The organism is Rhodanobacter sp. FW102-FHT14D06, from assembly GCF_043950705.1.
GTDB lineage: Bacteria > Pseudomonadota > Gammaproteobacteria > Xanthomonadales > Rhodanobacteraceae > Rhodanobacter.
Window position 1 is genome coordinate 2,314,024 of the sequence record NZ_CP170722.1, and the last position, 24,669, is coordinate 2,338,692.

Sequence of the window (24,669 nt, forward strand, 5' to 3'; positions counted from 1 at the left end):
CGCCCACGCCGACCCGCGTTGCGAGGTCGCGTCGTGATGCGCGCGCTGCGCCCGGCCGTGCTTGCGCTCGCGCTGGCCGCGCTGGCCGCGTGCGGGCGCACGCCGGCGCCGCCGGCTGCCACGGCACCGCCGCCGCTGGCCGCGCTGACCGTGCACCTCGAAACGGCGCACGACGAGCAGGCCTGGGATGGCGTGGTCGAGGCGGTGCACGAGGCGGTGATCTCGGCGCAGACCAATGCGCGGGTGGTCGAGTTGCCGCATGACGTCGGCGATGCCGTGCGCAAGGGCGACGTGCTGGTGCGTTTCAGCGACGTCGAGCAGAAGTCCGCAGGGCGCGCCGCGCAGGCGCAGATCGCCGCGGCGCAGGCGGCGTATACCGAGGCGGATACGTCCTACCGGCGCTTCGCCGGGATATTCGAGAAAGGCTTCGTTTCCAAGGCGCAGCTCGACGCCGAGCGTGCCCGTCGCGACGCCGCGCTGGCGGCGCTGCAGTCGGCCCGCGCGCAGTCCAGCCAGGTCGGCCAGCAGCTCGATTACACGGTCCTGCGCGCGCCGTACGACGGCATCGTCACCCGCCGCTACGTGCAGGTGGGTGAGGCGGTGCAGTCGGGGCCGCCGGCGCCGCAGCCGCTGATCGCGCTGGCCTCGCTGCAGGATCTGCGGGTCGGCGTGCAGGTGCCGCAGAGCGCGATCGCCGCGATCCGCCGCTACCACGCCGCCGAGGTGGTGCTCGACGACGGCCGCCGCGTGGCGGCCGGCAAGCTCACCGTGTTTCCCTATGCCGACCCGCAGACGCACAGCTTCCGCGTGCGGCTGGAACTGCCCGGCGACGGTGCCGGCCTGGTGCCGGGCATGACGGTGAAGGTCGCCTTCGCCAGCGGCGAGGCGAAGCGATTGCTGCTGCCGATGAGCGCGCTGGTGCAACGTGGCGAGCTGGTCGGCGCGTACGTGCTGGGCGCGCATGACGTGACGCTGCGCCAGTTGCGCCTTGGCCATCGCCACGGCGATCGCGTGGAGGTGCTGGCCGGGCTGGACGACGGCGAGCGCGTCGCCACCGATCCGGCCGCGGCGGCGCGCTGGCTGGTCGCGCAGCGACGCGGGGACGCGCCGTGAGCGGGCCTCGGCTCGGCTTCTCCGGCCGCATCGCGCGCGCGTTCCAGGATTCGCCGCTGACCCCGATCCTGGCGATCGCGGCGCTGCTGCTGGGCCTGGTCGCGGTGATGATCACGCCGCGCGAGGAGGAGCCGCAGATCGACGTGACCATGGCCAACGTGATGGTGCCGTTTCCCGGCGCCGACGTGCGCGACGTGGAGAACCTGGTGGCGTTCCCGCTGGAGCAGAAGCTCGCCGAGATCGAGGGCGTCAAGCACGTCTATTCGGTGAGCCGGCCCGGCATGGCAGTGATGACGGTGGAGTTCCAGGTCGGCGTGCCGCGGCAGGCCGCGATCGTGCGGCTGTACAACCAGGTGTTCCAGAACCAGGGCTTCGTGCCGCCCGGCCTCGGCATCGGTCCGCCGCTGGTGCGACCGATGGGCATCGACGACGTGCCGGTGATGGCGCTCACGCTGTGGAGCGACGACCCCGCGCAAGGCCCGGTGCAGCTGGCCGAGGTGGCGCATGCTCTGGAGACCGAATTGAAGCGCGTGCCCGGCACGCGCGACGTCTACACCATCGGCGCGCCCGCCCGTGCGGTGGTGGTGGAACTGGATGCAGCGAAACTGGCTGCCTACGGCATGACCGCGGGCGACCTGTCCGGTGTGCTGAAGGCAGCCAACACGGTGACCCAGGCCGGCGACCGGGTGAGCGGCGACCGCGATGTGCCGGTGACCGCCGGGCGTTTCCTCGCCGACGCGGCGGAGGTGTCGCAGCTGGTGATCGGCCTGAAGAACGGCCAGCCGGTGTTCCTCTCCGACGTGGCCACGGTTCGTCCGGGCGCGGACCTGCCCGACAGCTACGCCTGGTTCGGCGCGCCGGCGGGCCGGGCCGGGCCGGCCACCGGCCACGCGCCGGCCGTGACCATCGCGGTGGCGAAGAAGCCCGGCACCAACGCCGCCGACATCACCGGCGCGATCCGCCAGCGGCTGGCCGCGCTGCGCAACGTGGCGATTCCCGCCGACGTGCACGTGGTGGTCACCCGCGACTACGGCCAGACCGCCACCGACAAGGCGGACAAGCTGATCCACAAGCTGATCTTCGCCACCTTGTCGGTGGTGCTGCTGGTGCTGCTGGCGTTGAGCTGGCGCGCGGCGGTGGTGGTCGGCAGCGCGGTGATCGTCACCCTGGCGCTGACCCTGTTCGCCTCGTGGGCGATGGGCTTCACCATCAACCGCGTCTCGCTGTTCGCGCTGATCTTCTCGATCGGCATCCTGGTCGACGACGCCATCGTGGTGGTGGAGAACATCCACCGGCACATGGTGCTGGGCGGACGCACCTTGCGCGAGGCCATCCCCGAGGCGGTCGGCGAGGTCGGCGGGCCGACCATCCTGGCCACCTTCACGGTGATCGCCGCGCTGCTGCCGATGGCCTTCGTGTCCGGCCTGATGGGGCCGTACATGCGGCCGATCCCGATCAACGCCTCGGCCGGCATGCTGCTGTCGCTGGCCGTCGCGCTGGTGGTCACGCCGTGGCTGGCGCTGAAACTGCTCGGCCACCAGCCGCATGCCGAGGCCGCGCCGGCGGGCGCCGACGGCACGCACGACACGCGCCTGCACCGCACGTTCCGACGGCTGATGCTGCCCTTCCTCGATGGCCCCCGCGCGCCGCGCCGACGGCACCTGCTGTTCGCCGCGATGGGCGCACTGGTGCTGGGGGCGGTGGGGCTGGTGGTGGTCAAGGCGGTGGTGCTGAAGATGCTGCCGTTCGACAACAAGTCCGAGTTCCAGGTGGTGGTGGACATGCCCGAGGGCAGCACGCTGGAGCGCACCAACCGTTTGCTCGGCGAGCTGGCGCAGGCGGTGGCCAAGCTGCCCGAGGTGAAGGACTGGCAGGGCTATGCCGGCACCGCGTCGCCGATCACGTTCAACGGACTGGTGCGCCAGTACTACCTGCGCAGCGGCCCGATCGTGGGCGACCTGCAGGTGAACCTGGTCGACAAGCACGAGCGCTCGCGGCAGAGCCACGCCATCGCGCTGGCCGTGCGCCCGGCGCTGGCGCAGATCGGCGCGCGCTACGGTGCCTCGGTGAAGGTGGTCGAGGTGCCGCCGGGGCCGCCGGTGCTGGCGCCGATCGTGGCCGAGGTCTACGGCCCGGACTACGCCACCGTACGCAAGGTGGCGCTGGGGCTGGAACAGGATTTCAGGGCCAACCCGGACATCGTCGACGTCGACACCAGCGTGGAAGCGCAGGCGCCGCGCGACGTGCTGGTGGTCGATCGCGCCCGCGCGGCGCGGCTGGGGCTGGATCAGGCGGGCATCGCGCAGGCGCTGCGCACCGCCTTGTCCGGCGACGACGCCACCTGGCTGATGGACGGCCACGCGAAGTACGCGGTGCCGATCCGCCTGCGCCTGGGCGCGGGCGACCAGGCGTCGATGGAGCAGCTGCTGGCGCTGCGCGTGCGTGCGGCCGGCGGCGCGCTGGTGCCGTTGTCCGAGGTGGTCCGCGTGCAGCCGGCGCAGCGCGAGCAGGCGATCTGGCACAAGGATCTGCTGCCCTACGCCACCGTCACCGGCGACGACGCCGGCGCCACCGACAGTCCGCTGTACGGCATGTTCTCGCTGGTCGGCAAGCTCGGCCACGACAAGGTGGCGGGGCAGCTGCTGCAGCAGCACTTCATCGCGCAGCCGACCGATACCACCGACGCCGCGGTGAAGTGGGACGGCGAATGGCAGATCACCTACGAGACGTTCCGCGACATGGGCCTGGCCTATTCGGCGGGCCTGCTGCTGATCTACCTGCTGGTGGTCGGCCAGTTCAAGAGCTACCTGGTGCCGCTGATCATCATGGCGCCGATCCCGCTGACCGTGATCGGCGTGATGCCCGGGCATGCGCTGGTGGGGGCGCAGTACACCGCCACCTCGATGATCGGCATGATCGCGCTGGCCGGCATCATCGTGCGCAACTCGATCCTGCTGATCGACTTCATCAACCACGCGCTGGCCGCCGGCCGCCCGCTGCGCGAGGCGGTGGTCGAGGCCGCGGCGGTGCGCGCCAAGCCCATCATGCTGACCGGGCTGGCGGCGATGATCGGCGGCTTCTTCATCATCGACGATCCGATCTTCCAGGGCTTGGCGGTGTCGCTGATCTTCGGCATCCTGGTCTCGACCGCGCTGACCCTGCTGGTGATCCCGCTGCTGTACTACGCCTGGCTGCAGCGGCGCGCCGGCCCGGATGGCCGATTGTCGCAGGCGCCGCCGGCTTGACCCCGATCAGGCCGGAGTGCCGGCGCCGGGCGCTAGCATGCATGTGTCCGCGGCGTCCGCGCCGCCAAGCCGGAGATATCCGCATGAAAGCTGTACGCATTCTTCTCGCCAGCGCCTGTGCGCTCGGCCTTGCCACTGCGGCGCAGGCCGGTCCGCAACACGCCCACGCCGAGCACGACAGCCACGCGGCACACGCCGCCAGCGCCGCCACGCAGGTGCCGGCGCAGCGCTGGACACCGGATGCCCCGCTGCGCGCGGGCATGCGCCGCGCGCACACCGCGGTGGCCGAGCTGGCCCACTACGAGATGGGCCACATGAGCGCGCCGATGGCGGTCGATCGCGCCACCGAGGTGGAGAGCGCGGTGACCTACATGTTTGCCAACTGCAAGCTGTCGGCCGAGCCCGATGCCGCGCTGCACGGCATCCTGGTGCCATTGCTCACGGCCGCGCAGGCGCTGAAGGCCGACCCGGCGAAGGTGTCCGCGGTGGCCGACATGCGCGCGGCGATCGCGCATTACCCGCAGTACTTCGACGATCCCGGCTGGGACAAGCCGGTGCCGGCCGAACACGTGATGCACGACGAGCCCTGAACATCGCGCCGCGCCCGTGATCAGCCGATGCCGCCCAGCACCGCGGCGGCATCGCGCGCGGCGATCCATTCCTCGTTGGTCGGTTCGACGCCGACGATCACGCGACTGCCGTCGGCGGAGATGATCGGCGCGTGTGCCGCGTTGCGGCCCTCGTCCAGCGCGATGCCGAGGAAGGCAAGATCGCGGCACACGCGCTCGCGCACGAAGGCGTTGTGCTCGCCCACGCCGGCGGTGAACACCAGCAGCTCGAGCCCGCCCAGTACCGCCGCCAACGCGCCGATCTCGCGGACGATGCGGCGCACGTAGAGTGCGAGCGCCAGGCGTGCGCGTTCGCCGGGCTCGCCCGCGTCGCCTTCGTGCTGCACGATCACGCGCGGTTCGGACGACACGCCGGAGACGCCGAGCAGGCCGCTGCGGTGGTAGAGCAGGCGGCCCACCTCTTCGAGCGAGAGCTTTTCGATTTCCATCAGGTACAGCAGCGCGCCGGGGTCGAGCGCGCCGGTGCGCGTGCCCATCATCAGGCCGTCGAGCGCGGAGAAGCCCATCGTGGTGGCGACGCTTTCGAGCTTGTTCATCGCGCACAGGCTGGCGCCGCTGCCCAGGTGCGCGACGATGCTGCGTCCGCGTGCCGCCTCGCCGTGGCGTTCGGCCAGCGCGGTTGCCATGAAGGCATACGACAGGCCGTGGAAACCGTAGCGGCGCAGGCCGCGCTGCCAGGCATCCCACGGCAGCGGCAGGATCTGCTCGACCGTCGGCATGGTGTGATGAAAGCCGGTGTCGAAACAGGCCACCTGCGGCAGCTCGGGCGACTCCCGCAGCAGGATCTCGATCGCCTCCAGCGCGAACGGCTGGTGCAGCGGCGCCAGCGGCACGTAGCTCGTCAGGTCGGCCAGCACGCCCGCATCGATGCGCGTGGGCTGGAAATAGCGGCTGCCGCCGTGCACCACGCGATGCGCGACCACGGCGAGGCGCCGGCCATCGAGCCGTGCGCGCACGCGCTGCAGGATCAGCGTCAGCGCCGCGCGGTAGGGCTGTGCCGGGTCGAGCGAGATCGTGAACGGCGCGACCCCGGTCTCACCGAAGTCGGGCGTCGGGCCACCGATGCCCTGCACCTTGCCGTTCCACAATGGCTTGCGCGGCAGCGGCACGGCGGCTGCATCGAACAGCGCGAACTTGATGCTCGACGAGCCGCAGTTGAGGACCAGGATCAGGGGCGTCATGGCGACGGTCGGCTCAGGGCGGGCTGGTGCGGTAGTGGTGCGCCAGCATCAGCGCGATGGCGCACGAGGCGAGCCGCGAGCGGCGCGAATCGGAGCGGCTGGTGAGCACCACCGGCACGCGCGCGCCCAGCACGATGCCGGCGCTGTCGGCATGGCCCATGTATTCCAGCTGCTTGGCCAGCATGTTGCCGCTTTCGAGATCGGGCACCACCAGGATGTCGGCCTGCCCGGCCACGGCCGAGACGATGCCCTTGACGCGCGCGGCTTCGGGCGAGACCGCGTTGTCGAACGCCAACGGCCCGTCCAGCAACCCGCCGGTGATCTGGCCGCGGTCGGCCATCTTGCACAGCGCCGCCGCGTCCAGCGTGGAGGGCATGCGCGAGTTGACGGTTTCCACCGCGGCCAGGATCGCCACCTTCGGCTCGGCCACGCCGAGGACGTGGGCGAGGTCGATCGCGTTGCGCACGATGTCGGCCTTGTCCTCCAGCGTCGGCGCGATGTTGATGGCGGCGTCGGTGATGATGAACGGGCGCGGATACGCGGCCGTTTCCATCACGAAGCAGTGCGTGATGCGCCGCCTGGTGCGCAGCCCGGCCGCGGTCGGCACGATCGCGCCCATCAGCTCGTCCGAATGCAGGCTGCCTTTCATCAGCGCATCCACCTCGCCGCGACTGGCCATCGCCGCGGCTTCCTCGGCGGCGGCGTGGCTGTGCGGCACGTCGATGCACGGGATGCCGTCCAGGTCGATCCCCGCTTCCGCAGCAGCGGCCTGCAGCCGGGCGCGCGGGGCGACCAGCACCGGCCGGATGATGCCGGCATCGCGCGCGTCGATGGCGCCGGCAAGGCTGAGCGCGTCGCAGGGATGGACCACCGCCATGCGCACCGGCTCCATCGAGCGCACGTGCGCGATCAGGCGTTCGACCCCGCGCAGCACGGGTGGCGCCGATGGCGCGCGAACGGTGCTGGCAGGCTGGCTGCGGCTCATGGTGTTTTCCTCGTTGTGCCGGTGACCGCCCGCTGGGGTCACTCCTGCGTGCGCACGCCGGGCGCGCGCCCGGCAAGTGTCGCATGGGCTCGTCGTCGACGGATCAGGCGGCCTGCCGCCGGACTTCCGGCATGATCACGATGGCTTGCGGTCCCGGATCGAGCCCTGCCACGTCCAGTTGCGCACTTCGGGCAGGTCCTGGCCGTGCCGGTTGATGTACTGGCGGTGTTCGACCAGCTTGTCGCGCAGCTGCTGCTTCAGGTAGGTGCCCTGATTGCCGGTCTGCGGCAGGCGGTCGATCGCGCTGATCACCAGGTGGAAGCGGTCGAGTTCGTTCAGCACGGTCATGTCGAACGGCGTGGTGACGGTGCCTTCCTCTCGGTAGCCGCGCACGTGGATGTTGTCGTGATTGGTGCGCCGGTAGGTGAGCCGGTGGATCAGGTACGGGTAGGCATGGAAGGCGAAGATCACCGGCCTGTCCCGCGTGAACAGGGCGTCGAAGTCGGTGTCGTCCAGGCCGTGCGGGTGCTCCGCGCGAGGTTGCAGGCGCATCAGGTCGACCACGTTGACCACGCGGATCTTCAGCTCGGGCAGATGCTCGCGCAGGATCGACACGGCGGCGAGGGTCTCCAGCGTCGGCACGTCGCCGCAGCAGGCCATCACCAGATCCGGCGCATCGACCTCCTGGTCGTTGCTGGCCCACGACCAGATGCCGATGCCTTCGCTGCAGTGCCTGACCGCCTGCTCCATGGTCAGCCACTGCGGTGCGGGATGCTTGCCGGCGATCACCACGTTGACGTAATGCAGGCTGCGCAGGCAGTGATCCATCACCGACAGCAGGCAGTTCGCGTCCGGTGGCAGGTAGACCCGCACCACGCCGGCCTTCTTGTTGACCACGTGATCGATGAAGCCGGGATCCTGGTGGCTGAAGCCGTTGTGGTCCTGCCGCCACACATGCGAGGCCAGCAGGTAGTTCAGCGAGGCGATCTTGCGTCGCCACGGCAGGGATGCGGTGACCTTGAGCCACTTGGCGTGCTGGTTGAACATCGAATCGATGATGTGGATGAACGCCTCGTAGCAGTTGAACAGACCGTGTCGCCCGGTCAGCAGATAACCTTCCAGCCAGCCTTCGCACTGGTGTTCGCTGAGCATCTCCAGTACCCGGCCAGTGGCGGCAAGGTGCTGGTCGGTCGCCTGGGTGCCGGCGTTCCACTGCCGGTCGGTGACGTCGAACACGGCCTCCAGTCCGTTGGAGATGGTCTCGTCCGGGCCGAACACGCGGAAGTTGCGCTGGCTCTGGTTGAGCGCGGTGACGTCGCGCAGGAACGGCGCCAGCACCCGGGTATCGCCGATGCCGCGGACGCCGGGCTCCGCCACGGTACAGGCGTAATCGCGAAAGTCCGGCACGCGCAGTTCACGCAGCAGGCTGCCGCCGTTGGCGTGGGGATTGGCGCCCATCCGGCGCGGGCCCACCGGCGCCAGCGCGGCCAGCTCCGGCAGCAGCCGGCCCGCGGCGTCGAACAGTTCCTCGGGCCGGTAGCTCTTCAGCCACGCTTCGAGCTGCCGCAGGTGTTCGACAGGAGTCGAGGCGGAGACGGCGATCGGTATCTGGTGCGCGCGAAAGGTACCTTCCACCGGCAAGCCATCGACGACTTGCGGGCCGGTCCAGCCCTTGGGCGAGCGCAGCACGATCATCGGCCAGCGCGGTCGTTCGCGCCGGCCGTGCTCGCGTGCCTCGCGCCGGATCGCCTTGATCTGCTCCACCGCCTGATCCAGCGCGCTGGCCATCGCTTCATGCATCGCGGCCGGTTCGTTGCCCTCGACGAAGAATGGCGACCAGCCGTAGCCGCGCAGCAACTGCTCGAGTTCCTCATGGCTGATGCGCGCCAGCACGGTCGGGTTCGCGATCTTGTAACCGTTGAGGTGCAGGATCGGCAGTACCGCGCCGTCCGTGGCCGGGTCGAGAAACTTGTTGGAATGCCAGGCGGTGGCCAGCGGCCCGGTCTCGGCCTCGCCGTCGCCGACCACGCAGGCGACGACCAGTTCGGGGTTGTCGAAAACGGCGCCGAACGCGTGGCTCAGCGAATAGCCCAGTTCACCGCCCTCATGGATCGAGCCGGGGCATTCCGGCGAGGCATGGCTGGAAATGCCGCCGGGAAAGGAGAACTGCAGGAACAGTTTCTGCAACCCCGCCTCGTCCTGGCTGATTTCGGGGTAGATCTCGCTGTAGCTGCCTTCCAGATAGGTGTTGCCGACCACGGCCGGGCCGCCGTGGCCGGGGCCGGAGACATAGATCATGTCGAGGTCGTGCTGCCTGATGATCCGGTTCAGATGCACGTAGATGAAGTTCTGTCCCGGCGTGGTACCCCAGTGCCCCAACAGCATGGGCTTCACGTCGGCGAGCGTCAGTGGGCGCTTCAGCAACGGGTTGCTGCGCAGGTAGAGCTGGCCGACCGCCAGATAGTTGGCGGCGCGCCAGTAGGCGTCCATGCGTCGCAGCAGGTCGGGGGTGAGGCTGGGGGATTTCATCGGCAGTGACTCCCGTGGCGGGCAAATCCCCCGATGTCGGCGTCGGCTACGGTGGTGGGGGACACCCGTTCAGTGCCGGAGCATGCGACTGCCCGGCGTGACGACGGCGTATCGCTTGTTTCATTCTGGAATGTTTCCCGTGCCGGTCATTTGACGGCGATCAACAACGCTCATCGTTCGCGTCGGGCTCGGTCGAGCTTCACGCATGCTCAGCGTGATCCGCGCTGGTAGCGCGTGAAGAACCAGCGGTTCGCCAGGTGGACCACACCCAGATAGGCCGTCGCGACGAGCGCGAGTGCGGCCAACACCGGAGCGGGCAGCGGCACGAACCCCAGCCAGTGGGCGAGTGGCGAATAAGGCAGGCCCACCGCCACCGCGATGGCAAACAGGGCGCCCGCCACCAGCAGGGGATGCGGGTGGTCGCGGAAGGGGTTTCTGCTCCGGATGATGAAGATCACCAGCACCTGGGTGGCGAGCGATTCGACGAACCAGCTGGTGTGGAAAAGCCCTTCGTCGGCCTGGAAGACCCACAGCAGGAGCCCGAACACCATGAAGTCGAACGCGGAGCTGATCGGTCCGAAGGTGAACATGAATCGGCGCACGACGCCCAGATCCCAATGACGCGGCCGGGCCACCATCGCCTCGTCGACGCGGTCCAGCGGGATGGCCATTTCGGACAGGTCGTACAGCAGGTTGTTGAGCAGGATCTGGATCGGCAGCATCGGCAGGTAGGGCAACAGCAGCACGCCGCCGGCCATCGAGAACATGTTCCCGAAGTTCGAGCTGGTGCCCATCATGATGTACTTGAGGATATTGGCGAAGGTGCGGCGGCCTTCGCGGACGCCTTCCGCCAGCACGCCGAGGTCCTTGCGCAGCAGGATCATGCAGGCGGCCTCCCTGGCCACGTCGACGGCGGTATCCACGGAGAACCCGACGTCGGCGGCATGCAGCGGCGGCGCATCGTTGATGCCGTCGCCGAGGTAGCCGACCACGTGGCCCTTGCGGCGCAGCGCGCGGATGACGCGGGACTTCTGCACGGGCGTCATGCGGCAGAACAGCGTGGTGGCGTCGAGCCGGGCCGCCAGTGCGTCATCGTCCAGGGAATCGAGCACCGGGCCGGTCAGCGTGTCGCCCACCGCGAGGCCGAGCTCGCGGCAGACGTGCCGGGTCACCTGCTCGTGGTCGCCGGTGACGACTTTCACGGCGACGCCCAGTCCGGCCAGCGCCACCAGCGCTTCCCGCGCGCCGGTTTTCGGCGGGTCGAGGAAGGCGAGGAAGCCGGCGAGGGTCAGGCCGGTTTCATCGATGACCCCGGCATGCTGCCGGTCCTGTTCGACGGTTTTCCACGCGACCCCCAGTACGCGATAGCCTTCGCTGCCGAGGGCATCGAGAGTCCCGGCCGCGATGGCACGCGAAGCGTCGTCCAGCGGTGCCGACGGCAACCCGGGCCGCTCGTACGCCGTGGTCAGGCGCAGCACGTCTTCCGGTGCGCCCTTGACCACGAGCAGGCGCTGGCCGTCGCTTTCCACCAGGATCGAGACCCGGCGGCGCTGGAAGTCGAATGGCACCTCGTCGATCTTCCGCCATGCCGCCGGATCGAACGCGGCGGCTTCGAGGATGGCGTCGTCCAGCGGGCTCTTGAGGCCGGTTTCGAATGCCGCATTGACCTGCGCCATGCGCAGCACCGAGGCGCTTGCCGCTCCGCCCAGGTCGACCTCGCGCACCAGCCGGATACGGGCTTCGGTGAGCGTGCCGGTCTTGTCGCAGCACAACACGTCCATGCCGCCAAGATCGTGGATGGCGGTCAGGCGCTTCACGATCACGTTCTTGCGCGCCATGCGCAGCGCACCGTGGGCGAGCGTCACCGACACCACCATCGGCAGCAGTTCCGGCGTGAGACCGACGGCGAGCGCCAGCGCGAACAGGAACGATTCGAGCGCCGGTCGATGGAGCAGCAGATTGACCAGCAGTGCGAACAGCACCAGCAGAACGGTCAGGCGCACGATCATCATGCCGAAATCGCGGATGCCGCTGGCAAACACGGTGGGTGGCGGCGTCTTCTGCAGTGATCGGGCAATCGAGCCCAACTGGGTGTCGCGACCGGTGCTCACCACCAGCGCCCTGGCCGTGCCGCTGACCACGGAGCTGCCGGTGAAGACGAGATTTGCCGGAAAGGCGTCCTGCCCCGGGGTGGACGTGGCCAGCTCCGCTCGTTTCCCGGTCGGATACGGTTCGCCGGTGAGCAGCGCATCGTCGACGTAGAGGTCCCGCGCCTCGATCAACCGGCAGTCGGCCGGAACCAGGTCGCCCGCAGCCAAGAGGATCACGTCGCCCGGAACGAGGCCGACGGCGGCGACCTGTTCCGGGCTGCCCCCGCGCAGCACGCTTGCCGACAGCGAGACCTGGCTGCGCAGGCTTTCCGCGGCGTTCTGCGCGCGGTGCTCCTGGACCACGTCCAGCGCCATCGACATGGCCACGATGAGGGTGATCACGACGAAGCTGGCGACGTCGCCGGTGAACGCCGACACGGTGGCCGCGCCGAGCAGGACCAGGACGAGCGGGTTGCGGAAGCGCGCCGAGACGGCCGACCACAGCCGCCTCGGCGCCGCGGTGTCGATGCGGTTCGGCCCGGCCGTGGCGAGCCTGGCCGCGGCGGTGGCCGCGTCCAGCCCGCTGTCGGCGGAACCCAGCGAGCGGAAGAGATCGTCCAGCGGCAGCGTGGCCGTGCGGATCATCGCCGCCCCGGCCGCTGCCGGTCCTGCGGGAGTCGCCGCGGCGTCCTGGACGGGTGCATCGGAACGGCGCGTGCCCATTTCGCCTCTGCCGGCTCGCCGACGGGACCGTCAGCGCGACGGTGGTGAGCCGATGGCGGCCGCCGCTCCGGCCGGGCCGGAACAGCCGGGCGGCAGGCCGGTGCGATCGGCAAGCGGGTCCGGGCAAACCATCGGTGTCGGTTGCATGGCGGTTTCTTCGCGCGTGGGACGGGCAGCTCTCAGTGCGCGAGGAACAGCGGCAGGCTCGCGTTCCTGAGCATCCAGCGCGTGACGCCGCCCATGGCCAGCTCGCTGAGGCGCGAGCGGCCCCAGGCGCCCATCACCAGCAGGTCGGCATCGAATGCCCGGGCGGCGGCCAGCAGCGCGGGTCCTTCGTCGTGTTCGGCCGGGAACGGCTGCCATTGGGCCTCGATGCCGTGGCGCGCGAACCAGCCGCGCAGCGGCAGCGGCGGCGGGCTGATGCCGGGCAGGCCGCCGCGCTCGCCGTCGAGCACCCGCACGGCGGATGCCTGCGCCAGCAGCGGCAGCGCCGCCTTCACCGCCTGCGCGGCTTCGCCGGAGCCGTTCCATGCGATGACGATGCGCTGCGCCTGCAGCGTGTGGCTGCCGAGGTCGGGCACCAGCAGCATCGGTGAGCTGCGGGCGAACAACGCGCGGGTGACATCGTCGCCACCGAGCGCGGCATCCGGGTCGCCGACCTTCAGTTCGCCGATCATGAAGTCGGCCAGCCGCGAGCGCTTGGCCAGCGCCTGCGCGGAGATGCCGCGCATCACTTCCCATTCGCCCTCGACGCCCGCGCTTCGGCACTGCTGCAGCCACCAGTCGCGTCGGGCCAGCGCCGCCTGTTCCTCGGCGGCCAGCACGTCGATCACGTCCGGTATCGCCATCAGCGAAGGGCACACCGCGACCACCTGCAGCCCGGTGACGAAGGCGCTTTGGCGCTTGGCCAGCGCCAGCGCCGCGCCCGGCCACGACGGGTTGTCCGAGGTCCCGCCGACGTTGACGATGATGTCCAGCACGATCTCTCCCGCACCGGCCGTGATGGCCGGGCACGCTGGCATGCTCTGGCCGATGGCGCCGCGCGGTTTTGACCGTGGTCAAACCCCGGCACGAAAGCGGCGTGACCGGGCCGGTGGCGCGCCGCGGGACCCGACGGCCTACGCCATGTCGATGTCGCCGCCACACAGCTCGTCGAGCAGGTCGCGGCGCAGGATCTGCACCGACTTGCGATTCACCGAGAGGATGCCGGCCGATTCCATCTTGCCGAACAGCCGGCTGACCGTCTCCAGCGCCAGCCCGAGATAGTTGGCGATGTCCTCGCGCGACATCGGCAGGATCAGCGCCAGCGGGTCGCGCGACAGGCGCGCATAGCGGTCGGACATGCGCCGGATGAAGAACGCCAGCCGCCGCTGCGCCTGCTGCTTGCCCATCAGCACCAGGTGGCTCTGCTCGTTGACCAGCGCGCCGCTGATCACCCGCATCAGCTGGTGGTTCAGCGCCGGCAGGTTGGCGGTGGCCTCCTGCAACTGGGCGTAGCGCAGTTCGCACACGCTGGAGCGTTCCAGCGCCTGGGCAGTGCACGGGTAGTGCTCGTTGATGAGGCCGCCGATGCCCATGATGTCGCCGGGCAGGTGGAAACCGAGGATCTGCACGTCGCCTTCGGAACCTTCCACGAAGGTCTTCAGCGCACCGGCACGCACCACGTACAACGCGCTGAACTTGCGCCCCTGCGGGAACAGCGTCTGCCCGCGATCGAGCGGCAGCATGTCGTGCGCGGAGGCGTTGAGCGTGTGCAGGTCGCCCGCGCTGAGTCCCACCGGCAGCTGGAAATCGTGGATCGCGCAGTAGCCGCAGTTGCGCCTGAGCTCGTCAAGATCGAGATCTGATGTCATGCCGTTCGACGCCCTCGCTGCCTTCAATGGCTCATCCGCCGGCACACGTGGCAGCAGGATCGAACCTGCCGTGCGTCCATCGACGGGAGGCTCAGATTAACCCTTCTGCCGTCGGGCGGGCGCATCGCCCTCATTCGCATTCGGGCCGCGCCGCGATCGCCATGCCGTCGTCCGGGTCGACCAGCAACTGCCGGTGGATGCGCTCCAGTTCGCGCAGCAGGCTTTCGCGCGCTTCGGCGGCGTACGGGTTTTCGCGCTGGATTGCGCCGAACAGGTGGCCGGCATCGCCGCGCACCGCCTCCAGCATGCGCTGCAGGCCCTGGAACGACGGCGGCGCCATCGGCATGCCCTCGTCCACGCCCATGTCGATCAGCCCCTTGGCGATGAAGAACGCCAGCGCGTGCGTGCCGGCCATGGCGCGGTCGTGGCTTGCCGGGTCCTGCACGATGACCTCGCAGTCCAGTGCGCGGAACAGTTCGCCGGCGCGCGCGGCGGCTTGCGGGTGCGCCGCAGCGGGACACAGCACCACGCGGCGCGGGCGATCGCCGCGGGCGAGGCTGAGCGGGCCGAACAGCGGATGCGTGCCGAGGTGCGGGATGTCCGTGCCGAGCAGTTCGTCCATCAACGCGCACGGATGCAGCTTGACGCTGCCCACGTCGAACACGGTCTGCCCGGCGTGCAGCAGCGGGCGCAATGCCGGCAGCGCGGCGCGCAGGTGCGGCACCGGCATGGCCAGCACGATCCAGTTGGCGTCGGCAGTTGCCGCGACCAGCGAGGGTGCCGCCAGCTCCGCCGGCACCGTCGCATGCGGGTCGAACACCTGCACCGGATGGCCGGCCTGCAGCAGCAGTTCGACGAAGGCCTTGCCGAAGCGGCCGTAGCCGAGCACGGCCACGCGCGGCAGCGCGGCGCTCACGGCGGCGCGACCGGCGTCGCAAGCAGGCTGCGCACGCGACGGGCGAGGAAGTCGAAATAGCGGTCGATGTAGCTGATGCCGTTCTCGTGGTCGAGCAGGAACGGGTTCATCAGCGTATGGCGCAGGATCAGCAGGCGGTCGTCGTCGGCGACGAAGCTGGCCGGGTCCAGCCCGAGTGCGGCGAAGATGCGTGCGGTCTGCGCCGTGCCGAGCATGTCCGCGCGCAGGCTGGTCACCGAGCCGAAGAACTCCTTGGTCTGCAGTGGCTGGCGCGGATCGCAGCGCAGTTCGTCGTGCAGCGCGCGCACGAAGGCGTTGGCCGTCGCCACCGACGTGTTGCCGCGCGGGTTGAGCGCGAGGCAGACCAGGTTGCTGTCCGGCGCGAACGGCACCAGCGCGTGCACGCCGTCGGCCAGCTCCAGCGCGAAGCGCTGCGCACGCGCGTGGAAGGTCTCGGCGGCACGCACGGTGGCGCGCGGCAGGGCGCCGAAGTGGGCATGGTCCAGCGGCAGCACCTTGTGCGTCACGTACACCGCGGCCGCCGCGGCGCCGGATTTGGAACCTTCCGGGATGAACTGGCCGAGGCTGCGGTAACGCGCCAGGTAATCCTTCGGCGTGCCGCCGTGGAATACGTAATCCGCGCGCTCGGCCAGCAGCGCCATCGCGCGGTGGTCGCGGCAGACGAAGGCACCCGAGCCGTAGGGCAGGTAGCCGAGCTTGTGCGGGTCGACGGTGGCCGAGTCGGTATCGCCCAGCGCGGCGAAGGCGGCGTGCACTGCCGGCGTGGGGAACTGCACGTAGTCGGCGGCCACCTCATCGCGTGTGCGCAACGAGCCGTCCTCGTGGCGGAACACGGTGGCCAGGTAGCCGCCCCAGGCGGCGTCGACGTGCACGGCGAAGTCCAGCCCGCGCCCGCGTGATGCCTGCCGTGCGGCCAGCACGGCGTCGATCGGGTCGATGGTGCCGTACTCGGTGCCGCCGAGCACGGCCACGCACATCAGCACACTCTGGCGTTCGCGCGCGCAGCGTTCCAGCGTGTCGCACAAGGCGGCGCCGTCCAGCCGCATGCCGTCGGTGGGCAGCAGTTCGAGCTGGTCGCGGCCGAGGCCGAGCAGCTTCAGCCCCTTGCTCCACGAGTAGTGCGCGGTGACCGGTGCCAGCACCAGCGGGACCTTCAGCTGCACATGCGCGGCGAAGAAGCCGACCAGGCCGCGCTGTTCGATGCGCTCGCGCTCGACGCGCCGCAGCCAGCGCGAACGTTCGGCCGGCGTCTGCGCGGCGAGCCAGGCTTGCCACGCCGTCAGCAAGGCGATGCTGTCGGCCTGGGTGAGGTTGAAGGCGCTCCAGTCGTCCGTTGGCAGGTCGAGATCCGGCACCTGCGCCGCGCGCAGCGCCACCGGGAATGCCTTCAGCGCCAGCGCCAGGCGCAGCGCCTGGTAGTTGGCCAGGGTGCCGCCGGAGGTTAGGTGGCCGAACGCGCAGGCGTCCTGCGCCGGATCGTGCGGGTAGCCGAGCATGCGCGCCAGCTGCAGGCCGGCCTGCACCTCCATGTCGACGGTGACCGGGGCGGCGTCCTCGCTGACGTTGTTGGGGTTGTACGGCAGCGTGAGCATCTGCGCGGCCAGCCCCGGCAGCAGCAGGTCGCTGGCCATGTGCCCGATGTAGCGCGGGCTGTGGAACGGCACCGACTTCTTCAGCGCGGCGGAGAGCTGGTGCAGCTCGCGGCGCATGCGCGATTCGAACGCGAGGTAGTCCGGGTGATGCGCGGCGCCGGTGCCGATCGCCGGCGGATCTTCGGGGTGGAAATTGCGCCGCCAGTACACGTGGTCGCGCAGGAACTCGACCAGCATCTTCTCCAGCAGCGTGTCGTTCTCGCCGTAGGGGCCGAGGAAGCACGCGTCCAGCGTGTGGTCGCGCGAGACGTCGTGGTTGAATGGCTGCGCCGCGCTCATGCCAGCCATCCGTGCAGCCAGCCCAGCGGGTGGTGCATGCGCGCGACGCCGAGCATCCAGGCGTAGGTGGCCAATGCAGCCACATAGAAGATCATTCGGGCGCGCGGCGCATGCACGCGCTTCATCGCCAGCATGGCCAGCGCAACGTAGGCAAGCAGCAGGATCAGCTTGACCGTGAGCCAGCCGTTGGCGAACAGCGCACCGGGCAGGATCGATACCAGCATCAGCGCGGCGGTCAGCAAGACGGTGTCGATGGTGTAGCTGAGCAGGCGCAACGGCGCGCCCTGCGCCACGCCGGCCAGCCGCGTCTGTGCCATCAGCCCGCGCAGCGCGAACAGGCCGCCGCTGAGCAGCACGCAGAGGATGTGGACGGCCTTGATCTGGGGGTAGAACTCGATCATTTCGGCGCCGGGATTCGTGATTCGGGACTTGGACAAGCATCAGGGCGCGCCATGTGGCGCGCCCTGATGTGGGTCATGCGCTCTCGGACGCTGCGTCCGGCAGCGGCGTGGCGGCGACCTGTCGTTTCGGCCACAGCCACAGCGAGGCGACGAAGCCGGCGATCAGCATGGCGCCGATGGCGAACACGGTGTCGCCGGGCACGCGCATCCATACCAGCATGTGGATCAGCGGGCGGTCCATGAACTCGGCCGAGCGGGCGAACCAGTAGCCGTGTTCCAGCACGGCCTTCAGTTGCAGGATACCCAGCGGCAGCAGGGTCAGCACGGCCATCAGGCCGAGGCCGAGGTTGAGCGTCCAGAACGAGCCCTTCAGCCAGCCCTCGCGCCACTCGGCCTGCGGCTTGATGCCGCGCAGGCAGAACAGCATCAGGCCCATGCCGAGCATGCCGTAGACGCCGAACAGCGCGGTGTGGCCGTGCGCGGCGGTGAGGTTGAGGCCCTGCATGAAGTACAGCGCGATCGGCGTGTTGACCAGGAAACCGAGCAGGCCGGCGCCGACCAGGTTCCAGAAGCTCACCGCCACGAAGAACATGATCGGCCAGCGGTAGCGCGCCATCCACGGCGCGGCGTGCTGCTTCTTCCAGGTGTCCCAGGCTTCCAGCCCGATCAGTGCCAGCGGCACCACTTCCAGCGCCGAGAAGCTGGCGCCGAGCGCGATCACCGCCGTGGTGGTGCCGCTGAAGTACAGATGGTGCAGCGTGCCCAGCACGCCGCCGGCCATGAACACGATGGTGGCGAACAGCACGCTGGTGGTCGCCGTGCCCACGCGCAACAGGCCGAGGCGCACGAACAGGTAGCTGATCACCGCGGTGGCGAAGACCTCGAAGAAGCCCTCCACCCACAGGTGCACCACCCACCAGCGCCAGTACTCCACCATCGCGATGTGGGTGTGTTCGCCCCACATCAGGCCGGCGCCGTAGAGCAGGCCGATCGCCACGGTGGAGAGAAACAGCAGGCCCACGATGGAGGCACCTTCCTTGCCGCCGCGCATCGCCGGCCACAGCGCGCGGCCGACCAGGAACAGCCACAGCATCAGGCCGATGAACAGGAATATCTGCCAGAAGCGGCCGAGGTCGACGTATTCCCAGCCCTGGTGGCCGAACCAGAAGTTCTTCGACAGGTCCATCTTGTCCATCACCGCCATCCACTGGCCGGCAAACGAGCCGACCACGATGACCAGCAGGCACACCCACAGGAAGTTCACTCCGAGTCGCTGGTATTTCGGCTCGTGGCCGGAGATCAGCGGCGCGATGTACAGGCCGGTGGCCAGCCACGCGGTGGCGATCCACAGCACGGCCAGTTCGGTATGCCAGGTGCGGGTGAGGGCGTAGGGCAGGTAATTCGCCAGCGCGAAACCGTAGGCCTGCTGGCCTTCCACCTGGTAGTGCGCGGTGGTGGCGCCGAGCAGGATCTGCACCAGGAACAGGCCGATCACCGTCCAGAAATACTTGGCGGTGGCCTTCATCGAGGGCGTGGGTTTCAACTCGGTGAGCGGATCGCGCGCGGGGATCGGCGGCAGCGGCTCATGGCTCACCTGGCGCGCGTGGTGCCAGCCGAGCAGGCCGATGCCGAGGATCAGGAACAGCACGCTGAAAACCGACCACATGAAGTTGGCCGCGGTCGGCGTGTTGCCGGCCAGCGTGTCGTGCGGCCAGTTCTGCGTGTAGCTGATGGCGCTGCCCGGGCGTTCGGCCGCGGTGGCCCAGCTGGCCCACCAGAAGAACGCGGTGACTGCGCGGCGCTGGTCAAGCTCGGCGATGGTGTTGTCGCGCATCGCGTAGGTTTCGCGCAGCTTGGCGGTGGCCGGGTCGTTGCTGAACAGGCTCATGTAATGCGCGCCGACCACCAGCATCGCCTGCGCGCGCAGCGGGGAGACGTAGATGGTGCCCTTGGCCGGGTCCCACGTGTTCGTGCGCAGCTCGCGCTGCACGCGCGAGCGCAGTGCGGCCTGTTGCGGCGCGTCGAGTTCGGCGTAGGAGCCGGCGCCTTCGTCGCGCGCCAGCAATTCCAGCATGGCCACGCCTTCGCGGTGCAGCCAGTCGGCGCTCCAGTCCGGCGCGAGCAGCGCGCCGTGACCCCAGATCGAACCCAGCTGCTGGCCGCCGATGCGCTGCCAGACCTGCTTGCCCAGCTCGATGTCGTCGCCGGTGAACAGGGTCTCGTTGCCGCTGGTGACCACCGCCTCCGGCAGTGGCGGCGCGTACTGGTGCACCTGGTCACCCACCCACAACAGCACGCCAAACGAGGCGATCAGCAAGGCTGCCAACCCCAGCCAGAGTTTTCGAGTACTGCTCATTGCGCGACTCCCTGAAAGATGCGCGCATGCTCATTGACGGCTGCCGGATCGCTCTTGATGCAGGTCAAGCGGTCCAGCGCTCGCCGTGCGCGAATTGTCGCGGCCGGCGCCCGGGCGCGTGGCATCATCGGCACGACGCATGACGCGGAGGGATGGCACACAGCAATGAACGAACGACCCGGATCGAAGGACGCCCGTTTTCCGCTGCTGCTGCTGGCCGCCTTCCTGGTCGTGGCGGTGGCGCTTGCCATCGCGCCGCACTATCGCCAGGACTGGTTGCTGGAGAACCTGCTGGTGATGCTGGCGTTGCCGGCGCTGGTGCTGGGGTTCCGCCGGCTGCGCTTTTCCGATGCCAGCTACGCGGCGCTGTTCGTGTTCCTCGTGCTGCACGAGATCGGCGCCCACTACACCTATGCCGAGGTGCCGTGGGATCGCTGGTTTGCCGCGCTGTCCGGCTTCTCGCTGCACGATGCGCTGGGCTTGTCGCGCAATCCTTTCGACCGCGCCATCCATTTTGCCTACGGCCTGCTGCTGACGCCGGCGGTGGTGGAACTGGTCGCTGCGCGCACGGTGTCGCCGGGCGCGTGGCGCTGGATCGTGCCGGTTAGCATGGTCACCGCCAGCTCCGCCTTGTTCGAGCTGTTCGAATGGGCTGCCGCGGTGTGGTTCGGCGGCGACCTGGGCGTCGCCTACCTCGGCACCCAGGGCGATCCGTGGGATGCGCAGCAGGACATGCTCCTCGCCCTGCTGGGCAGTGTCGTCACCGTGGTCGTGCTGGCGGTCGTGAGCGGGCATCGCCGCCGGCGGGCCGCAGCATCCGCCAACCAATAGCGCCTGCGCCGCTGCGGCGGCACGTCGGCTAGTGCTGCATCAGCACCGGGATGGTGGCTTCCTCCAGCACGCGCCGGGTGGCGCCGCCGAACACGCGTTCACGCATGCGCGAATGGCCGTAGGCACCCATCACCAGCAGGTCGGCGTCGATGTTGCCGACTTCCTGCAGCAGGATTTCCCCGGCCATCGCGGAGGAGGCGCGGACGTAGCTGGGCCGGGGCGTGATGCCGTGACGCAGCAGGTAGACGAACGGGTCGAAGCGCGGATACGCATCGTCGCCGTTGCCCAGGTCGCCGTCGACCAGGGTCACCTGTTTCGCCACCTTGAGGAACGGCAGCGCGGCGTGGATTGCGCGGATCGCCTCGGTGCTGCCGTTGCAGCCGATCACGATGCGTTCGAAGCGGATCTCCCGCCGCCACTGCGGAGGCAGGACCAGGCACGGCACGCCGCAGGACAGGATCGCTTCGCCGAGAATGTCGAGCAGGCCCGATGCGTGCACCATGTCGCGCTCGATCACCGCCAGGTCGTGCCGTGCGCCGAGCCGGCGCAAGGTGGATGCGATGTCGGTCCGGGCAATGACCCAGTCGGCGTTGCGCAAGCCGGACTGGCGTGCAAAGGCTGCGAAGGCGGCGTGCTCGTCGGGGGATTCGATGCGCGGTTCGAGCAGCAGGCCGAGCACGGTGGGCTCGCTGCCGGCTTTGCCGCCGGCGGGTTTGCGCAGCGCCGGGTCGATGAAGCATCCGGTCAGGTTGGCCTCCCAGCGCAAGGCGATGGCGATGGCGGCGACGGCAGCCGGGCTCCACGGCTCGGTCGCGGTCACCAGCGCGAGGATGTCGCCCGGGCGCGTCGTGCGCGGTATTTGTTCGGTGCTTGTCATGGCGATGCGGCCCGAGTTCGGCGTCGTTCAAAGATCCAGGGTGTGGATCACCTGCGTGCCGTCGTCCGGGTCGAGCCGGCGCTGGAAGCCGAGGTAGCCGGCCAGTTCGCGCATCGGTTCGTTCTCCGCGGCATCGATCGAGAACATGGTGTGGAAGCCGTTCTTGCGCGCGATGTCGATCAGGCGCCGCATCAACAGCACGGCGAGGCCGCGCTGGCGCCAGTCGTCGGCCACCGTCACCGCGCATTCGCACTGCTTCTCGTCGCCGCTGGCGCCGTAGCGGCTGACGCCGACCATGCGCAGTTCGCCGTTGTCGTGGGCGAGCGCGACGAAGGCCATGCGGCTGCGCTGGTCGACATCCATCAGCTGGTCGAGCAGGGCCGGGCTGGCTTCCTTCAATTTGCCCAGGAAGCGGAAGCGGCAAGCCTGCTCCGACAAGCGCTTGATGAAAGCCGTTTCGCGCTGGCGATCCTCCGGGCGCAGCGGGCGGATCAGCACCGGGCTGCCGTCGTTCAGGGTCTCGATCCAGTGGGTGCCTTCGATGGCGCCGAACGGCGTGGCGGAAGCAGTGTGGTGGTCGGCGGAACGGATCTCGGACATGGGCGGTTCCCGATGGTGCAGCGTGATGCTCATTCGTGCCGGATGGACGGCCACTCGGCGCAGCCTTGCCGGATCAGTTCTACGCCGGGTCGTGCGGGTCCGAGTTGACCGCGGTCAATTTGGACAGGCGCGCAGGCATGCGGCAATCGGCCGCTGCCGTGGCGCCGTTCGCGCGCATTTGACGGGGATCAAATCACGCTGGCACCGTTCGTCGCAGGCTGCCGGCATGGGCCGGATCGAGGCCGCCGAGACACCACCTGCGGAGATTGCCGTGAACTGGAAAAACACCACTGACCGCTACGGCTCGCTGTCGATCGGCATGCACTGGCTGATGCTGCTGTTGCTGGTTGCCGTGTACGCCTGCATCGAGCTGCGCGAGTTCTACCCGCGCGGCAGCGACCTGCGCGACGGACTGAAAACCTGGCACTTCATGCTGGGCCTGAGCGTGCTCGCGCTGGTCTCCGTGCGGCTGGCGATCCGCCTGGTGTCGGGCCCGATCCCGCCGATCCGGCCGGCACCGCCGGTGTGGCAGGAGCGCCTGGCCGCGCTGATGCACCTGGCGCTGTACGCCTTCCTGATCGCGATGCCGCTGCTCGGCTGGCTCACCCTCAGCGCTTCGGGCAAGCCGATCCCGTTCTTCGGACTGCAGCTGCCGGCGCTGGTGGGTGCGGACAAGGCGCTTGCCGATTCGCTGAAGGAGATCCACGAAACCATCGGCACGGTGGGCTATTACCTGGTCGGCCTGCATGCGGTGGCCGCGCTGGGGCACCACTACGTGAATCGCGACGACACCTTGCGACGCATGCTGCCAGGACGGGGCGGACAGGCCTCGTGAGGCCATGCGCCGACGCCGCCGGCCCCGGCGGCGGACGCAGCACGCGGCGAGCGTCGGCGGCCTGCGAAGTGCTCCTGCATCGCGACGGCTGCAAGGGGCCACATGCGTAACCTCAAGCGTGCATTCTGGGGGACGCTCGCCTTCCTGGTCCTGCCGTGGCTCGTCGTCGAGCCCACCATGTTCCGCTCGGGCACCTTCTTCGGCCTGCGCGATGCGATGGTGCAACTGGCGGGTTTCGTGGCGATCGGGTGCATGAGCCTGGCGATGGTCCTGGCGCTGCGGCCGCGATGGCCCGAGCAGTGGCTGGGCGGCCTCGACAAGATGTACCGCATGCACAAATGGCTCGGCATCGCCGCGCTGGTCGTTGCCATCATCCATTGGCTGTGGGCGCAGGCGCCGAAATGGGCGGTGGGTTGGGGCTGGCTGGAACGCCCGGCGCGTGGCATGCGGGGCAAGCCCGACAACCCGGTGGCGTCCCTGCTGTCGAGCCAGCGCGGCGCCGCGGAGAGCGTGGGCGAATGGGTTTTCTACGCCGTCGCCGTGCTGATCGTGCTGGCCCTGATCCGGCGTTTTCCGTACCACTGGTTCTACCGGACGCATCGCCTGCTTGCCGGCGGCTGGCTTGCCCTGGTCTTCCATGCGGTCGTGCTGCTGAAGTTCGGCTACTGGGCGACGCCGCTCGGCTGGCTGACTGCGGTGTTGCTCGCCTGCGGCAGCTGGGCGGCCATCGTGGTGCTGTTGCGCCGGGTGGGCACGCGCTCGCAGGTGGAGGGGAGAATCACCTTGTTGCACCATTTCGACGGGGTGGATGCGCTCGAAATCGAAACCGAGGTGCAGGGGTGGCCGGGCCACAAGCCGGGCCAGTTCGCCTTCGTCACCGCGGACCCCGCCGATGGCGCGCACCCCTACACCATTGCCTCCGGCTGGCGGAAGGAAATCCCCAGGATCACCTTCGTGGTCAAGGATCTGGGCGACCATACGCATCGCCTGCACGAGAGGCTGCGCGTGGAGCAGGCCGTGAAGGTCGAGGGTCCGTATGGGTGTTTCACGTTCGACGACGGCCGCCCGCGCCAGATCTGGGTCGGCGGCGGCATCGGCATCACCCCTTTCATCGGGCGCATGAAGCACATGGCGTGGCAGAAAGAGGATCGGGATTGGCCCGAAGGCCAGAAGATCGATCTCTTCCACAGCACCGCGGATGTCGATGAGGAAGCACTCGACCGGCTGGCGGGTGACGCCCGCTCCGCCAACGTGCGGCTGCACGTGCTGATCGACGCGCGCGACGGCTACCTGACGGGCGAGCGCATACGGGCCACCGTGCCCGAATGGCGCGAGGCGAGCATCTGGTTCTGCGGGCCGACAGGCTTCGGCGACGCATTGAAGCGCGATCTGGCCGGGCAGGGATTTCCGGTGGAGCGGCATTTCCACCGGGAGTTTTTCGCGATGCGTTAGGTCGCCACCGCCACCGCTGTCGGTGCGATGGCGCCGGTGAACGTGCGGCGGAAGGCGGTGACCGGGACCAAGGGAAAAGGCCGCGGGGTCTCCCCCGACGG

Annotated in this window: 17 protein-coding genes and 1 pseudogene; 6 read left to right on the forward strand and 12 right to left on the reverse strand. The window is 69.4% G+C overall.

Annotated features, from left to right (window positions below; all coding sequences use genetic code 11):
- Positions 1 to 36: 36 nt before the first annotated feature.
- From ACFCQI_RS10400 to ACFCQI_RS10410, 3 genes are all read left to right on the forward strand, one after another.
- Positions 37 to 1,113: an efflux RND transporter periplasmic adaptor subunit gene (locus tag ACFCQI_RS10400; protein WP_395116392.1), complete on the forward strand. Its 1,077-nt coding sequence runs from the start codon at positions 37 to 39 to the stop codon at positions 1,111 to 1,113.
- Positions 1,110 to 4,358 carry an efflux RND transporter permease subunit gene (locus ACFCQI_RS10405; protein ID WP_395116394.1) on the forward strand — a complete coding sequence of 1,083 codons (3,249 nt, stop codon included), beginning with the start codon at positions 1,110 to 1,112 and terminating at the stop codon, positions 4,356 to 4,358. The genes ACFCQI_RS10400 and ACFCQI_RS10405 overlap by 4 nt, the downstream gene beginning before the upstream one ends.
- 83 nt (positions 4,359 to 4,441) lie before the next feature.
- Positions 4,442 to 4,948: a DnrO protein gene (locus ACFCQI_RS10410; protein WP_395116396.1), complete on the forward strand. Its 507-nt coding sequence runs from the start codon at positions 4,442 to 4,444 to the stop codon at positions 4,946 to 4,948.
- 20 nt (positions 4,949 to 4,968) lie between these two features.
- On the opposite strand, the gene ACFCQI_RS10415 is transcribed toward ACFCQI_RS10410, so the two are convergent.
- The 10 genes and pseudogenes from ACFCQI_RS10415 to ACFCQI_RS10460 form a co-directional block, all read right to left on the reverse strand.
- On the reverse strand, positions 4,969 to 6,168 hold the full coding sequence (locus tag ACFCQI_RS10415; RefSeq protein WP_395116398.1) for an acetate/propionate family kinase: 1,200 nt from the start codon (positions 6,166 to 6,168) through the stop codon (positions 4,969 to 4,971).
- A 13-nt stretch (positions 6,169 to 6,181) separates the two neighbouring features.
- Positions 6,182 to 7,093: pseudogene (locus ACFCQI_RS10420) on the reverse strand (bifunctional enoyl-CoA hydratase/phosphate acetyltransferase); the annotation flags it as partial.
- A 195-nt stretch (positions 7,094 to 7,288) separates the two neighbouring features.
- Entirely contained in the window at positions 7,289 to 9,682 is a 2,394-nt protein-coding gene (locus ACFCQI_RS10425; protein WP_136257642.1) for a phosphoketolase, read from the reverse strand.
- A 209-nt stretch (positions 9,683 to 9,891) separates the two neighbouring features.
- On the reverse strand, positions 9,892 to 12,495 hold the full coding sequence (gene mgtA / locus ACFCQI_RS10430; protein ID WP_395116400.1) for a magnesium-translocating P-type ATPase: 2,604 nt from the start codon (positions 12,493 to 12,495) through the stop codon (positions 9,892 to 9,894).
- 179 nt (positions 12,496 to 12,674) lie between these two features.
- Positions 12,675 to 13,475: a universal stress protein gene (locus ACFCQI_RS10435; protein WP_395116402.1), complete on the reverse strand. Its 801-nt coding sequence runs from the start codon at positions 13,473 to 13,475 to the stop codon at positions 12,675 to 12,677.
- 138 nt (positions 13,476 to 13,613) lie between these two features.
- On the reverse strand, positions 13,614 to 14,348 hold the full coding sequence (locus ACFCQI_RS10440) for a cyclic nucleotide-binding domain-containing protein (protein WP_395116404.1): 735 nt from the start codon (positions 14,346 to 14,348) through the stop codon (positions 13,614 to 13,616).
- A gap of 130 nt (positions 14,349 to 14,478) precedes the next feature.
- Complete coding sequence (locus ACFCQI_RS10445) at positions 14,479 to 15,264, reverse strand: prephenate dehydrogenase/arogenate dehydrogenase family protein (RefSeq protein WP_395116406.1); 786 nt, start codon at positions 15,262 to 15,264, stop codon at positions 14,479 to 14,481.
- Entirely contained in the window at positions 15,261 to 17,216 is a 1,956-nt protein-coding gene (locus ACFCQI_RS10450) for a pyridoxal phosphate-dependent decarboxylase family protein (RefSeq protein WP_395116408.1), read from the reverse strand. The genes ACFCQI_RS10445 and ACFCQI_RS10450 overlap by 4 nt, the downstream gene beginning before the upstream one ends.
- On the reverse strand, positions 17,213 to 17,617 hold the full coding sequence (locus ACFCQI_RS10455; protein WP_136257637.1) for a SirB2 family protein: 405 nt from the start codon (positions 17,615 to 17,617) through the stop codon (positions 17,213 to 17,215). The genes ACFCQI_RS10450 and ACFCQI_RS10455 overlap by 4 nt, the downstream gene beginning before the upstream one ends.
- A 73-nt stretch (positions 17,618 to 17,690) precedes the next feature.
- Positions 17,691 to 19,973 carry a nitric-oxide reductase large subunit gene (locus ACFCQI_RS10460; protein ID WP_395116410.1) on the reverse strand — a complete coding sequence of 761 codons (2,283 nt, stop codon included), beginning with the start codon at positions 19,971 to 19,973 and terminating at the stop codon, positions 17,691 to 17,693.
- Between the two features lie 165 nt (positions 19,974 to 20,138).
- Here ACFCQI_RS10460 and ACFCQI_RS10465 point away from each other — a divergent pair, with 165 nt between their 5' ends.
- Positions 20,139 to 20,804 carry a DUF2238 domain-containing protein gene (locus ACFCQI_RS10465; RefSeq protein WP_395116412.1) on the forward strand — a complete coding sequence of 222 codons (666 nt, stop codon included), beginning with the start codon at positions 20,139 to 20,141 and terminating at the stop codon, positions 20,802 to 20,804.
- Between the two features lie 28 nt (positions 20,805 to 20,832).
- Here ACFCQI_RS10465 and ACFCQI_RS10470 read toward each other — a convergent pair whose 3' ends face one another.
- Both ACFCQI_RS10470 and ACFCQI_RS10475 read right to left on the reverse strand, forming a co-directional pair.
- Positions 20,833 to 21,681 (reverse strand): universal stress protein, encoded by an 849-nt coding sequence (locus ACFCQI_RS10470; protein WP_395116414.1) that lies wholly within the window; start codon positions 21,679 to 21,681, stop codon positions 20,833 to 20,835.
- A gap of 27 nt (positions 21,682 to 21,708) precedes the next feature.
- Entirely contained in the window at positions 21,709 to 22,281 is a 573-nt protein-coding gene (locus ACFCQI_RS10475; protein ID WP_136257633.1) for a GNAT family N-acetyltransferase, read from the reverse strand.
- Between the two features lie 271 nt (positions 22,282 to 22,552).
- Between ACFCQI_RS10475 and ACFCQI_RS10480 the strand changes: the two genes are divergently transcribed.
- Both ACFCQI_RS10480 and ACFCQI_RS10485 read left to right on the forward strand, forming a co-directional pair.
- Positions 22,553 to 23,116, forward strand: a complete 564-nt coding sequence (locus ACFCQI_RS10480) for a cytochrome b (protein WP_395121335.1) — start codon at positions 22,553 to 22,555, stop codon at positions 23,114 to 23,116.
- 102 nt (positions 23,117 to 23,218) lie between these two features.
- A complete protein-coding gene (locus ACFCQI_RS10485; protein WP_395116416.1) occupies positions 23,219 to 24,568 on the forward strand; it encodes a ferric reductase-like transmembrane domain-containing protein in 1,350 nt (449 codons plus the stop codon).
- The last annotated feature ends 101 nt before the right edge of the window (positions 24,569 to 24,669 follow it).

Coding starts and splice junctions, on each gene's coding strand:
- ACFCQI_RS10400 (WP_395116392.1), top strand. CDS start 37: ATGCGCGCGCTGCGCCCGGCCGTGCTTGCGCTCGCGCTGGCCGCGCTG.
- ACFCQI_RS10410 (WP_395116396.1), top strand. CDS start 4,442: ATGAAAGCTGTACGCATTCTTCTCGCCAGCGCCTGTGCGCTCGGCCTT.
- ACFCQI_RS10415 (WP_395116398.1), bottom strand. CDS start 6,168: ATGACGCCCCTGATCCTGGTCCTCAACTGCGGCTCGTCGAGCATCAAG.
- ACFCQI_RS10425 (WP_136257642.1), bottom strand. CDS start 9,682: ATGAAATCCCCCAGCCTCACCCCCGACCTGCTGCGACGCATGGACGCC.
- mgtA (WP_395116400.1), bottom strand. CDS start 12,495: ATGGGCACGCGCCGTTCCGATGCACCCGTCCAGGACGCCGCGGCGACT.
- ACFCQI_RS10440 (WP_395116404.1), bottom strand. CDS start 14,348: ATGACATCAGATCTCGATCTTGACGAGCTCAGGCGCAACTGCGGCTAC.
- ACFCQI_RS10450 (WP_395116408.1), bottom strand. CDS start 17,216: ATGAGCGCGGCGCAGCCATTCAACCACGACGTCTCGCGCGACCACACG.
- ACFCQI_RS10455 (WP_136257637.1), bottom strand. CDS start 17,617: ATGATCGAGTTCTACCCCCAGATCAAGGCCGTCCACATCCTCTGCGTG.
- ACFCQI_RS10460 (WP_395116410.1), bottom strand. CDS start 19,973: ATGAGCAGTACTCGAAAACTCTGGCTGGGGTTGGCAGCCTTGCTGATC.
- ACFCQI_RS10465 (WP_395116412.1), top strand. CDS start 20,139: ATGAACGAACGACCCGGATCGAAGGACGCCCGTTTTCCGCTGCTGCTG.
- ACFCQI_RS10470 (WP_395116414.1), bottom strand. CDS start 21,681: ATGACAAGCACCGAACAAATACCGCGCACGACGCGCCCGGGCGACATC.
- ACFCQI_RS10475 (WP_136257633.1), bottom strand. CDS start 22,281: ATGTCCGAGATCCGTTCCGCCGACCACCACACTGCTTCCGCCACGCCG.
- ACFCQI_RS10485 (WP_395116416.1), top strand. CDS start 23,219: ATGCGTAACCTCAAGCGTGCATTCTGGGGGACGCTCGCCTTCCTGGTC.